A 13,026-nucleotide genomic window follows, 5' to 3' on the forward strand; every position below is an offset into this window, starting at 1 on the left:
ACCATCTCGCCGACCCACTCACCCATCGCCACACAACGAGTCTGGCCCTGCCGCTGACGCGGCAGGGCCAGAACCCAAGATCTTCATCAGACTTCTAGGGGGTGTCCGCGAAGTCCATCGTCGAGCCGATGGTCGTGGAACCGGTCGTCAGGAACGTCGTCGGGGGCAGGGAGCCGTCCGCCCGTCGTGCTCCGTACGCACCGGTCGCGTCCGTCGTCCGGAAGGGCGGGGTGGCGATGCCGCTGTCCCAGTCGTTGCCGGCGGAGACGGTCGAGGAGCCGAGCTTCGCCGCTCCGCCCTTGTCGCCGACGGCGAGGTTCCCGCCGAGGCGGGCCTTGCCGGTGGCGAAGTGGAAGCCGTCCTCGGCGTTGGCGTACGCGGTGTTGCGGTTCAGGGCGACGGCCCCGGTGTTGGAGTTCTCGGTGAAGCCGTGCAGGGTGTTGTCCCAGGCCGCGTTGTTGTTGACGACATGGGCGACGGACGCGCCCCCGCCGCCCAGCTCGAAGCCGTTGCCGTTGCCTTCGAAGGCCGTGTCGTTCCAGCGGTTCTCGCCGTTGCCGAAGGCCCAGGAGTGCTCGATGGTGACCGGCGAGGAGAACTGCCACAGGTCGAGGCCGTCGTCGGCGTTGTCGTACAGCCGGGCTCCGGTGATCCTGTTTCCGGTCCCGGAGCCGAACTTCACGGCGATGCCGTCGGCGTTCCGGCCGTGGCCGGCCGGGTCGTAGTTGCCGTGGCTGTCCAGGTTCTGCACGAGGTTGCCGGTGGTGCCGTCGCCGCGCAGGGTGAAGCCGGAGTCGCCGTTGTCCGCGGTGACCAGGTTCCTGAAGATTCCGCCGGCCGAGGACGTGGCGACGAAACCCTGGGCCGGGGAGTTGACGAAGGCCAGGTCCTGGACGGTCCAGTGGTCGCCGTATATCGCGGCCAGCCAGGACCCGGCGGGCAGCCTGGACCCGTCGATCCGTACCTTCTCACCGTCGTACGCCCGCAGGGTGATGGGCGCGGAGCTGGTGCCGTTCGCCGTGGACCTGAGGGTGGCGGCCGGGTGGTAGGTGCCGCCGCGGACCTGGATCACGGTGCCGGCGGTGGCGCTCTTCACGGCCTGTTCGAGGTGGGCCGCGGTGCTGACGGTGACCGTCCCCGGGGCGGCCTGCGCGCCGCCGGTCGACAGCCCGAGGTAGACGCCGCCGGCCCCCGCGGCGCAGGCCACGGCGGCGGCGATGGAGAGCGTACGGGTCCTGCGATGACGTCCGGCGCTCGGCAGCACGGAGCGTTCCTTTCCTGAGGGATCGGGGACGGAGACGGCTCGGAGGGGCCCGCTCCGGCCCGTTTCCGTCCAGCAGTCGCCGCCGCGCCGGAAAGGGTTGCCGCCGTCACGTGGGCCGGAGACCCCGGTGTTCCGAAAGTTTCGGAACCACCGGCCTCACGCTGCACCCGTTGACGCCCTGCGTCCCTCCGGTGAAACTCCGAGGGCCCGCTATCCAACAGAATCCCCCACACTCCGACAGGAAGTGTCATGCGCCCCCGCATCGCCCGCACGCTCCTGCTTCCCTTCCTGGCCCTGTCCGGCCTCCTCCTGACCCTTCTCTCGGCACCGACCAGCACCGCAGACCCCGGAGCCCCACCCGTGAAGCAAAGCAAGTACGCCGGTTATCTCTTCGCCTACTTCACCGGCGAGGGCACCGCCGACGGCGAGCAGATCCGCTACGCCCTCAGCCGCGGCAACGACCCGCTGCACTGGCGCGAGCTGAACGCCGGCAAGCCGGTGCTGACGTCCACGATCGGCGAGAAGGGCCTGCGCGACCCGTTCGTCATCCGCTCCCCCAAGGGTGACAAGTTCTACCTGATCGCCACCGACCTGCGGATGTACAAGAACTCCAGCGGCAGCTGGGACCAGGTCCAGCGGCACGGCAGCAAGTCGATCATGGTCTGGGAGTCCACCGACCTGGTCCACTGGACCGACCAGCGCCTGGTGAAGGTCTCCCCGGACAGCGCGGGCAACACCTGGGCCCCGGAGGCCTACTGGGACGACAAACTCGGTGAGTACGTCGTCTTCTGGGCGTCGAAGCTGTACGCCGACGACGACCCGGACCACAAGGGCAACACGTACAACAAGATGCTGTACGCGACCACCAAGGACTTCCGCACCTTTAGCGAGCCGAAGGTCTGGAACGACCCGGGCTACTCGGTGATCGACTCCACGGTCGTGAAGCACAAGGACGAGTACTACCGCTACACCAAGGACGAGCGGGACCCCAGCTCCTCCAGCCCCTGCTCGAAGTTCATCACCGGGGAGAAGTCGACCTCGCTGACGTCGACGAAGTACGACTTCGTGGCCGACTGCATCGGCAAGGGCGCGATGGACCGCGGTGAGGGCCCGACGGTGTTCAAGTCGAACACCGAGAAGAAGTGGTACCTGTTCATCGACGAGTACGGCGGCCGCGGCTACGTCCCCTTCGAGACCACCGACCTCGCTTCGGGCAAGTGGACCCCGTCCACGGACTACCAGCTCCCGGCGAGCCCCCGGCACGGCACGGTCCTGCCGGTGACGCAGAAGGAGTACGACCGGCTGCTGGCCGCCTACCCGGCCACGCCCACCTCGGTCGTGGACGCGACGGCGAAGCACCAGAAGGGGTACTCGATCGTCACGGACAGCGCCTCGAAGGTCGTCCTGCCGATGGAGCCCGAGGCCGACCTCCGGGGCCTCGCCCCGAAGCTGTGGGCCGGTGAAGGGGCCGAGCTGAGCCCGAAGTCCGGCACGCGCCGCGACTTCCGCAAGCCCCAGAAGTACACGGTGACGGCCGCCGACGGCACCGAGCGCACCTGGACGGTCGAGGCGGTCCGCACCCGCAGCCCGATCCTGCCGGGCCTGAACGCCGACCCCGACGTGCACTACCTGAACGGCCGGTACTGGATCTACCCGACGACGGACGGCTTCCAGGGCTGGAGCGGCACCAGGTTCAAGGCGTACTCGTCGAAGGACCTGGTCAACTGGAAGGACCACGGCGTCATCCTCGACCTCGGGCCGGATGTGAGCTGGGCCGACAACAACGCCTGGGCGCCCGCGATCGCCGAGCGGAACGGCAAGTACTACTTCTACTTCTGCGCCGAGCAGCAGATCGGCGTCGCGGTGGCGGACTCCCCCGCCGGCCCCTTCAAGGACGCGCTCGGCAAGCCCCTGGTCGCCAAGGGCGGATCGCTGAAGGGCCAGATGATCGACCCGGCGGTCTTCACGGACGACGACGGCCAGGCCTACCTGTACTGGGGCAACGGTCACGGGTACGTGGTGCCGCTGAACGACGACATGGTGTCGTACGACGCGTCGAAGGTGCGGGACATCACCCCGGACAACTTCCGCGAGGGCTCCTTCGTCATCAAGCGGAAGGGCACGTACTACTTCATGTGGTCGGAGGACGACACCCGCAGCGAGAACTACCACGTGGCGTACGCGACGGGGCCGTCCCCGCTCGGCCCGTGGACCAAGCGCGGGACGATCCTCGAGAAGCGGCCCGAGTACGGCATCCTCGGCACCGGCCACCACTCGGTGGTGAACACCCCCGGCACCGACGACTGGTACGCCGTCTACCACCGCTTCGCTCTGAACGGCCCCGGCAGGCCGGGCGGCGACGGCATGCACCGCGAGACCACCATCGACCGCATGGAGTTCGCGGCCGACGGAACGATCAAGCCCGTGGTACCGACCCTGGAGGGGATCAAGCCGGTACGGCGGTGAGTCTCACAGGACGTCGTCGAGCCAGCTGACGACCTCGTCCTGCATCGTGTCGGTGAAGACGTGGCCGAGCTCCGGCCACGTCTTCGTCCGTATCCGCTCCTCGGCGTGGTGCGCGCGCCAGACGGCACGCAGCCTGTCGTACGCGACCCGCACCCCCTCGGCCGGGAACAGCGTGTCGAGTCCGCCGTCGAAGAACAGCATCGGCCGGGGTGCGGCGATGCTCGCCACGTCGGGGATGTCGAGGTGCCGGGCGAGGCCGGGGTGGAGCATGTAGTACGCCGACTGCCCGCGCAGCGTGTTGTTGCCGGGCACCATCATCTCCTTCAGGCCCGTCATCCAGCACACGCTCGCGGCGGCCGCGACGTGACCGCTGAGGGCGGCGGTCTGCCACGCCCGGCAGGCGCCCATGGAGAAGCCGACGGCCGCGACCCGGCGGGCGTCCACCCGGTCGAGGCCCGCCAGGAACGCGGCGGCCCTCTGGTCCTCCCGGGCCATGAGCCCGGCGAGCGAGGAGCCGAGGTTGTAGAAGTTGGCGGCCAGGGCCTGCTGCTGCTCGTAGGCGAGGGGCCCGCGGTCGCCCCAGCCGAGCGCGTCCAGGCACAGCACCACATAGCCGCGCCGGGCCAGTTCGTCGCCGACGAACCGCCCGCTGAAGTACTTCTCGGCCCACGCCCGGGCGGACGCGAGCCGCGTGTCGTCGTACCAGGGCCGGACGAGTTTCTCCTTGCCGATGTCGAACCTGGCGCCGTGGTCGTGCAGGAGCAGCACCGCCGGGAAGGGCCCGCGGCCGTGCGGGGTCAGCAGGGCGCCGCGGACCCGTTCGTAGCGGGTGAGGGAGACGGTCACCAGCTCGCGGGTGTAGTCCCGCGTCCGGGAACGGCCGGTGAACTCCGGCGCGTACGGTGTCCCGTCCTGCCGCTCGACGAGGAGGTGCTCCTCGACGGTGGCCCGGGCGGTACGCCGCCAGGCGCGGACGTCGCGGATGGGGGACCGGCCCCAGGCGAGCGGGAAGGTCAGGGCGTCCTTCAGGGCCGGGTGGAAGTCGGGCAGCGGACCGTCCACGACCGCCGCCTCCGCCCCGCTCACCGCTCCCCCGCCCAGCAGCGCGGTCCCCGCGCCGACCACGAACGTCCGTCGTCCCAGCGCCTCATGGGCGTCCATACGGCCTCCCGGCTCCGGCGTGCCGCAGGACGTACCGCTCGACCGCCGCCGGGGAGGTCAGGGCGCGGTGCTGGTACACGTCGGCGGGGTCCCAGCCGATGTCGTTCCCGAGTCCGAGACCGCTCGCCACGGCGTTCAGGCGGGCGGGCCGGCCGTTGAACCAGGAGCCGGTGTCGTGGAACCGCGCGCCCCCATAGGCCGCGACGGCGAGCGACGGTCCTCCTCCTGGGTACCGGAAGACGTTGCGCTCGGAGAAGATCGCGGACTCCACGCCGACGCCCAGGGCGTAGAGCGGCGCCCGGCCCCGGTGGACGTTGTTGACGACGTGCACCTGCCCGAAGCGGACCCGCGGGGCGCGCTGCACGATGTCGCTGAACAGGTTGCGCACGAAGGTCACTTTGAGATGCCCCCGGTCCCGGTCGCCGCGTCCGTCGCCCGACCCGATGAGGACCGCCTTGTCGTGGTCCTCGAACCGGCTGTCGGAGACGGTGACGAGGTCGGAGCCGTCCTCGATGTCCAGCAGCCCGTCGTGCCGCTGCACGCGCTCGCCGTGGAACCCCGGCGGGGCCTCGCGGTCCGGGAAGCGTCCGTCGGTGAAGGTGCAGTGGTCGATCCAGATGTTCCTGCCGGTGATCACGGTCAGCGCGTCGAAGCGGGCGTTCCAGTCACCCTGGGTGCCGTCGTCCGGGGACCAGCTGGTGAAGTGGTCGACGGGCGCCTCCAGACGCAGGTTGCGCACGATGATGTTGCTGCCGGTGTTGACGGTCAGGAACACCCCTAGCAGCCGGGCGTCGCGGCCGGCGCCGACGAGTGTGGTGTTGCTCGGCACGGTGAGCTGGATCTGCGCCTTCTCCTTGTTCGAACCGGTCTGCCGAAGCTGCCGCTGCTGCTTGCAGTGGCCGAAACGGGTGTCGGACCAGGAGGCTCCGTCCTCGCCGAAGCAGGACATGTACGCGCCGAGGTCGTATCCGGGCGCGTAGTCCTGCTCGCCGAGCAGGGAACCGTCGTCGCTCTCGTGGCCGTTGATGGCGCCGGTGACCCGGATCACCTTGGGCGCGGCCGGCTCGCCGTCGTTGGCGAGGGCGGCCTTGAGCTCGGCGCGGGTGTCCACCGTCCAGGTCCGGCCGCCCGCCCCGCCGGTCGTGCCGGGGCCGGTCGAGGCCCAGCCGGTGGGGGCGCGTTCGTCTGCGAAGGCCGGTGCGGCCGGCCAGAGCAGGCAGAGGCCGAGGAGGAACACGGCGGCCCTACGCATACGGCCGCCAGTCGCCGAGCCAGGCGGCGCGGGTGGCGGACCGGGCCTGCCGGGGGGTGAGCTGTGGCCGGTTGGCGGGGACCGTGATGTCCGCGCCCGGGCCGGTGTTGCGGTACTCGGCGAAGCGCTGGGCCTGCCACGGGTAGGAGTCCGACATGTTGGCGTAGGGCGCGACCGCGTCGATGCCCGGGCCGAGCCGGGTGTCCCGCACGGTGAGCATGGGGCGGGCGGTGGTGTCGGAGCTGGGTACCCAGGGCCGGGCCAGCTTGTAGTAGCCGTCGGGTGCCTCGCTGCTGACACGGCTCCGGGTCACCAGGTAACCGAGCGGATTGGCACCGGCCGTCGACGGCGCGAAGACGAACCCGTAGGGGGCGCCGGCCAGGTCGGTCCGTGTCAGGGTCCGGAAGTGGCACTGCTCGAAGACCGCGGTGGCCCGTCCGAAGACGAAGTCGACGTCCCCCTCGGCGTAGCAGTGGGCGAAGTACTGGCGGGCGAAGGTGCCGAGGGCCATGGAGTCGGCGTACAGGGTGTCCTGGTGGCCGAGGAACCGGCAGTGGTGGAAGGCGGACCGGTCGCCCTGGGCCTTGAGGGCGACGGCCTGGGTGCCGGTGGTCCCGGGGTGGTCGGCGCGCAGCCAGTCGTTGGCGAAGGTGATCCAGCGGGCGGTGAAGCCGTCGGCCTGCAGGGTGGTGGTGGCCGAGCCGGTGGTCCCGTGGGTGCCGCCGCCGGGCTTGGGGGTTCCGGCCGCGTTGTCGTACACGATGACGACGTCACGGGGGTTCTCGCTCGCCCCGATCCAGGTCATCCCCGTGCGGGTGCGGTCGACGGCGACCGTCTCCCGGTAGGTGCCGGGGGCGATGACGAGGGTGTGCCCGGCCCCGTTCGCCGCGGCCACCGCGTCCCGGACGGTGGTGACGTCACCGGCGCCGCCCGGATGGACGTAGAGCGTCCTGGGCGTCAGGCGTGCGGCCGGTGAGCCGTAGCGGCCGAACGGGCGCGGGCGGCCGGCGGCCCGCGCGGGGACGGCGGCCGGACCGAGCGCGGCGCCCGCTCCGGCACTCACTGTCAGGAATCCTCTTCTGGACAGGGGCATGCGGGTGCTCCTTCTCTGTCACTGCTCAGAGGCCGGGGCGGGCGCACCCCCGGGGTGGGGGATGCGATGCGGGCCGCCCCGGCCGGTACCAAGGGGGCGTCAGCAGATCCGGCCCGCACCGGCCTGGCGGTCGACGATCCGCGGGACGGCCTTCGGCGAGTCGACCTTCGTGCGCAGGACCGGCTTCCAGCCCGCGCCGGACTGCAGGATCTCGCCGGGGACCTCCGCGTTGTGCACGGCGATGAGGTCGGTCCGCTTGCCGTTGACGTAGTTGTTCTCAGCGGTGAGCGGCGCCTCGTTCCACTTCTTCAGGGTCTTGCCGACGCCGATGCCGGCGGGCAGCGAGAACGCGTTGTCCGTGGCGTGAAGCTGTGAGGAGGCGCCGATGCCGAAGGTGTAGGCGTACGGCTGGTCCTTGGTCACCACGAAGTGGTTGTTGTACGCGTCGACCTGCCCGAACCGCACGCGCGGGGCCCGCTCGACGATGCCCTCGAAGCGGTTGTGGTGCAGCGTGACCTTGAGTTTGCCCGTGTCGTCGGCGGCGGCACCGTCGCTGTTGCCGATCAGCATGGTCTTGTCGTGGTCCTCGAAGGAGTTCCAGGACACCGTCACGTGGTTGGCGCCGCGCACGATGTCGACGAGGCCGTCGTGCTGCTGGTAGATCTTGCCGAAGTAGGCCGGCAGGCTGCTGTCGGGGTAGCGCCCGTCGGTGAGGGTGTTGTGGTCGATCCACACATGGGTGGAGCCGTACACCACCACGCCGTCGTACTCGGAGTTCCAGGCGCCGGTCTTGTTGTCGTCGGTCGGGTCCCACTGCGGGAAGCAGTCGACCGGGGCCTCGAAGGCGAGGTTGCGGACGATGACGTTGTCCACGCCCTTGATCTGCAGGCTGCCGCCGCGGATCCCGGAGCCCTTCCCCACGCCCACGATGGTGGTGTCGGCGGGCACGCTCGCCTTGATGGTCTTGTCCTGCGCGGCGGCGGAGGCGGCCCGCAGGTCCTCCTGCTCCCCGCTGACCGGCTTGTCGTGGCCCCAGACGGAGGGGTCGTAGGCCGCGAGGTACTTCTGGAAGTCGTAGCCCTCGGCCGCGAAGGCGTCGCAGCCCTCGGAGACGGCGTCGATCACCCCTTTCACCTTGATGATCCTGGGCGCCGGCCCGCCGTCCTTCAGGGCGGCCCGGAACTGCTCCCAGGTGGTGACGGTGTAGACGTGCTCCGCGTCGGCCTCGGAGCCGCCGGTGGTACCGGTGCCGTGGGAGCCCCAGCCGTCGCCGGCCCCGAGGGTCTGCCGGGCGAGATCCCGTGGCTGGGCGTGCGCGCCGGTGCCGCTCAGGGACAGCACGAGCGCGGTGCAGCCGACGAGCACGCCGGCTCTCGCAATGATGTGATCATGACACTTCTGGAGATGCATGGTGCGGCTCTCTTCCTTCTTCGTCGGGGGGTGTTACGCGGCGGCTTCCGGCCAGGTGATCCAGGACTCGGGAATCCGCTCGTCCAGCCGCCGCACATCGCGCGGCCCGAGCACCCGGGTCCGCAGCAGCTCCCGCGCCACGAGCCGGGCCACCTCGACGGCCCCCGGCGGGTTGAAGTGCGTGTTGTCCTGCTCGGTCGCCGTCCAGTTGAAGTACTTCTTGGTCTCCTCGGCCCCGAGCCGCTGCCACAGCGCGAGCGACAGCGCCTGGATGTCGAGCAGCGCGACCCGCTCCTCGGCGGCGAGCGCCCGCATGGCCGCCGGGTACTCCCCGTGCGTCGGCAGGGCCTTCCCCGCGGCGTCGAAGCGCCGGCGCTCCACGGAAGTGGCGAGCACGGGCCGCGCCCCTCGCGCCCGGGCGCCGTCGAGGTACATCCGCAGATACTCCTGATACGTCGACCAGGGCTCGGTGTACCGGGTGGGGTCCTCCGCCTTCTCGTCGTTATGGGCGAACTGGACGAGGAGAAAGTCCCCGGGCCGGATGGCGGACAGGATCCCCTTCAGCCGCCCCTCGTCGACGAAGCTCTTCGAACTCCGCCCGTTCACGGCGTGATTGGAGACGGCGAGCCGGGAACTCCGCAGAAAGAACGGAATCGCCATTCCCCACCCGGTCTCGGGCGCGGCATTGGCGTACTTCTGCGCGGCGGTGGAATCACCGGCGATGTAGAGCGTGGGGGTACGGCGGGTCCCCGCGTGAGCGGTACCCGACATGGAAAACACCAACGGCACAGCGGCCGCAGCAACAGCAACCTGTCTACGACTGAGAGACACGCGGAGTTCCTTTCAGCGAATGGGGGTTGCGCAACTCACCAAGGGGCGCGGGGAACTGCGCGACAAGCCAGGGGCGGCCCGCAGCCTGCGAACCACAGGCCGCCCCGCGGCGAAATCCAGAACTAGCCGTTCTGCTGGTCCCACTCCTCCTGCGCGGCATTCAGCTGCTCAGCCATCGTGTCCAGGAATTCCTTCGCACTCATCTTCCCCAGCAGCACCTTCTGGAAGTTCGGCTCATTGTCGGCCTTGGAGATCGTGTTCCAGTCCGGCAGGTAGTACGGCAGCTGCACAATCGTCGTCGACCCGTCCGACAACGCGTCAGCGGCCAGCTTCGTCGGCTCGGCCTTCGAGATCCACGCGTCCTTCGCCGCGTCCGTGTTCGACGGCACCTGCCCCGCCGCCTCGTTGAACTTCGAGTTCTCCGCCCTGGACGTGGCGAACTCGATGAACTTCCAGGCGGCGTCCTTGTTCTTGCCGCTCTTGAACAGACCCAGCCCGTCCACGGGGTTGGACACCTGCACCCGCTTGCCGGAGGAGCCGACCGGCTGGGGAATGCCGCGGAACTTCTCGACCCCGAGCGCCTTCACATGGTCCTGGTACGACCCGAGATTGTGGTTCAGCATCCCGATCGTGCCGGAGTCCCACTGCGCGACCATCTTCGTGAAGTCGTTGTTGAGGTCGGCGGCCGGAGTGACCTTCTTGTACAGCGCCGCGTACTTCTCCAGTGCCGCCACGTTCTTGGGGTCGTTGACCGTGGTCTTCTCACCGCTGGAGTCCCAGAACGACGTGATGCCCGACTGCCCGTACATGGCGTCCAGCGCCTGGGCGATGGAACCCGCACCGCCGCGAATGGTGTAGCCGAACTCGTTCTTGCCCGTGTTCGTCAGCTTCTTCGCGGCCTCGTAGAACCGGTCCCACGTCGTGGGCGCCTCGAGCCCCGCCTTCTGGAACAGATCGGTGCGGTAGTACAGCACACCGTTGTTCGCGGAGGTCGGGATCGAGTACAGCTTGTCGTCCCCGCCGCCGGCGGCCTTCAGCGACTCGACCATGTCCTTGTTGAGCTTGCCGTTCAGCGACGACGAGCCGAGCCGCTCGTCGAGCGGCTCCAGCGCGCCCTGCGCGGCGAACCCGGCGAGCATCGCCGCGCCCACACCGCCGACGTCCGGCAGGCCGCCGCCCTGAAGGGCGGTGTCGACCTTCGACTGGTACTCGGTCGAGGCGATCCCGACGTAGTCGACCTCGATGTCCGGGTTGGCCTTCTCGAATTCGGTGATGATCTCCTTCCAGCTCTCGGTGCGGACACCGCCGTTGTTGTCCCAGAAGACGATCTTGCCCTTGCCGCTTCCGTCCGCGCCCTTGTCGCCGCCCGCCCCGCTGCCGTCGTCGCCGCAGGCGGTCGCGGTCAGCGCGAGCACGGCCCCCAGGGCGACGGCGGCCGAGGTGCGGCGCCCGCCTCTGCTGCTGGTGCGATTGCTGATCTTCATTGGTCGGCTCTCTTCTTCTGGATCCAGCGGAACTTGAAGGTGTGGGGGGTCAGTGGCGGGTGTGCGGCGCCCAGCCGTCGGTGCCCGCCAGGTAGGCGGTGACGGTGTGGGAGCGCGCGTCCCGGTCGCTCATCTGCGGACGGTCCGGGGTGACCGAGGCGCCCGGGCCGTAGGTGCGGTACTCGCTGAACCGCGCGTCCTTCCACGAGAACCCGCTCATGTCGGTCCACGGCGAGGACTTGACCGCGGCGGGCAGCCGGGTGTCCCGGATCAGCACCTGGGCGACCGCGTCCGGCTCGCCGCCCGGGTGCCAGGGCCGCCCCAGGTGGTAGGTCCCGTCCGGGGCGTCGCTGACGATCTTCGACTTGGTGATCAGGAACCCGTAGGGGTTGCCCTTCCACGTCGAAGCCGCCGTGATGTAGCCGTTGTTCGAGTCCGAGCCGCGGCTCAGCGCCCGGATCACCGACCGCTCGATCACGGTCGTCGCCCGCCCGTAGATGAAGTCGACGTCACCCTCGATGTAGGAGTCGCGGACGTACACCCGGCTGATCACGTTCAGCTTGGGGCTGTCGGTCATCAGGGTGTCCTGGTTGCCCAGGAACGCGGTGTCCTCGAAGACGATCCGGTCGCCGGTCGTCTTCATGGCGAGGGCCTGTTCGCCCTTCAGCTCGACCGCGGCCTCGTCGAAGTCGTTGCTGAAGGTGAGGTTGCGTGCGGTGACGTCGTTCGCGGCGATGCGGACGGTGGCGCTCCCCGTCGAACCCCCGTACTCGGCGGGCGTGTCGAAGACGATGACGGTGTCGGAGCGGTCCCGTCCGGTGCCGCGCAGCTCGATGCCCGGCTTGCTCGCGGGGATGAACACCTTCTCGCGGTAGGTGCCCGGCGCGACGGCGATCGTCACCGGGACGTCGTTGCCGTCGGGGACGGCGTCCACCGCGGACTGCACGGTCGGGTGGTCGCCCGGGACGTGCAGCGTGACCGGCCCGCCGATCCGCTGCTGCGGCCCGGAGAACCGCTTCACCAGCGCGGGTACGGCGGCGGCCGGGTCGAGCCGGTAGGAGTAGAAGTCCCGCGGGTCGAACGCCGTGCCCCACGCGTCGTGCCGGCCCGAGGTGTTCCGCAGGATCGACCCGCGCTGCACCAGCTCGGCCGTCGCGTCGGCCTGGTAGGGGTGCTGGACGCCGTCGTAGAAGCTGTTCTCGATGACCATCTTCGTCCTGCCGCGCGCCCAGTTGCCGTAGGTCCAGACCGGGTCGCCGTCGGACAGCTGCGCGGACAGGTAGTTGTTGTAGAGGTGCGCGTAGGCGCAGTTGTCGGCGGAGGGGTTGCGCTGCTTGGTGCCCCGGAACCAGTTGTGGTCGACGGTGATCTGCGTCGTGACGTTCGGGGTCCAGCCGATGCCGAAGGTCTTGTTGTTGTCCGTGAACTGGTTGTAGGAGACGGTGACGTACTCGCTGTCCTTGCGGATGTCGAGCTGCCCGTCGCAGATCCGGGAGAACCGTATGTGGTCGATCCACACGTGGTGGGCGGTGTCCAGGCGGATGCCGTCGTAGTCGGTGTCCTTGCAGTCCCAGTTGCCCTCGACGGCGGTGTCGCGGATGGTCAGGTTGCGGATGACGACGTTGTGCGTGCCGGGGTCGAGGGTGAAGCCGCCGTGCACGATCTCGGCGGTGTCGCTCACGCCGATGATGGTCTTGTCCGAGGCGACGGGTATCTCCGTGCCGAAGGGCTCCATCTCCAGGGTGCCCTTGACGCGGATGACGTACGGCTCCTCGGCCGCCGCGTACTTCGCCAGTGCGGCCTGGTCGGTGACCGTGACGACCTTGCCGCCCGCGCCGCCGGTGGTGCCGCCGGCGAGGGAGGCGAAGCCGTGCGGCCGGTCGGTCCAGCGGTCCGCGGTGGGACCGGGCCGCGGTGAAGGGGCCGCCCGGGCGTCCCCGATCGCGCCGAGGCCGAGTGCGGCGACCAGGCCGAGCACGGCGGCCGCGATCCTGCCGTGCCCCGGTCTCGACAAGCGCTTGCTACGGAGGTGCGTCATTGCGGCTCCCAACAGGCGTACGACAAG

At 69.8% G+C, this 13,026-nt stretch carries 9 protein-coding genes; 1 reads left to right on the forward strand and 8 read right to left on the reverse strand.

What is annotated here, in order from left to right:
* Positions 1–94: 94 nt before the first annotated feature.
* Positions 95–1,264 (reverse strand): right-handed parallel beta-helix repeat-containing protein, encoded by a 1,170-nt coding sequence (locus IO24_RS0136210; protein ID WP_031143474.1) that lies wholly within the window; start codon positions 1,262–1,264, stop codon positions 95–97.
* Between the two features lie 249 nt (positions 1,265–1,513).
* Between IO24_RS0136210 and IO24_RS0136215 the strand changes: the two genes are divergently transcribed.
* Positions 1,514–3,730, forward strand: a complete 2,217-nt coding sequence (locus IO24_RS0136215; RefSeq protein WP_031143476.1) for a glycoside hydrolase family 43 protein — start codon at positions 1,514–1,516, stop codon at positions 3,728–3,730.
* A gap of 3 nt (positions 3,731–3,733) precedes the next feature.
* Here the strand turns inward: IO24_RS0136215 and IO24_RS0136220 are convergent, their stop codons facing one another.
* The 7 genes from IO24_RS0136220 to IO24_RS0136250 all read right to left on the reverse strand — a co-directional run bounded on the left by IO24_RS0136220 (position 3,734) and on the right by IO24_RS0136250 (position 12,999).
* On the reverse strand, positions 3,734–4,891 hold the full coding sequence (locus IO24_RS0136220) for a dienelactone hydrolase family protein (RefSeq protein ID WP_031143478.1): 1,158 nt from the start codon (positions 4,889–4,891) through the stop codon (positions 3,734–3,736).
* Complete coding sequence (locus tag IO24_RS0136225; RefSeq protein WP_031143480.1) at positions 4,878–6,143, reverse strand: pectate lyase family protein; 1,266 nt, start codon at positions 6,141–6,143, stop codon at positions 4,878–4,880. Before IO24_RS0136225 ends, IO24_RS0136220 begins: the two co-directional genes overlap by 14 nt.
* Complete coding sequence (locus tag IO24_RS0136230) at positions 6,136–7,236, reverse strand: pectinesterase family protein (protein WP_031143482.1); 1,101 nt, start codon at positions 7,234–7,236, stop codon at positions 6,136–6,138. The genes IO24_RS0136225 and IO24_RS0136230 overlap by 8 nt, the downstream gene beginning before the upstream one ends.
* Positions 7,237–7,335: 99 nt before the next feature.
* On the reverse strand, positions 7,336–8,646 hold the full coding sequence (locus IO24_RS0136235; RefSeq protein WP_031143484.1) for a pectate lyase family protein: 1,311 nt from the start codon (positions 8,644–8,646) through the stop codon (positions 7,336–7,338).
* Between the two features lie 33 nt (positions 8,647–8,679).
* On the reverse strand, positions 8,680–9,477 hold the full coding sequence (locus tag IO24_RS0136240; RefSeq protein ID WP_031143486.1) for a rhamnogalacturonan acetylesterase: 798 nt from the start codon (positions 9,475–9,477) through the stop codon (positions 8,680–8,682).
* A 122-nt stretch (positions 9,478–9,599) separates the two neighbouring features.
* Positions 9,600–10,961: an ABC transporter substrate-binding protein gene (locus IO24_RS0136245; protein ID WP_031143488.1), complete on the reverse strand. Its 1,362-nt coding sequence runs from the start codon at positions 10,959–10,961 to the stop codon at positions 9,600–9,602.
* Positions 10,962–11,010: 49 nt separating this feature from the next.
* Entirely contained in the window at positions 11,011–12,999 is a 1,989-nt protein-coding gene (locus tag IO24_RS0136250) for a pectinesterase family protein (protein WP_031143490.1), read from the reverse strand.
* Between the last annotated feature and the right edge of the window lie 27 nt (positions 13,000–13,026).

Source organism: Streptomyces flavovariabilis (genome assembly GCF_000725785.1).
Taxonomy (GTDB): Bacteria; Actinomycetota; Actinomycetes; order Streptomycetales; family Streptomycetaceae; genus Streptomyces; species Streptomyces hawaiiensis.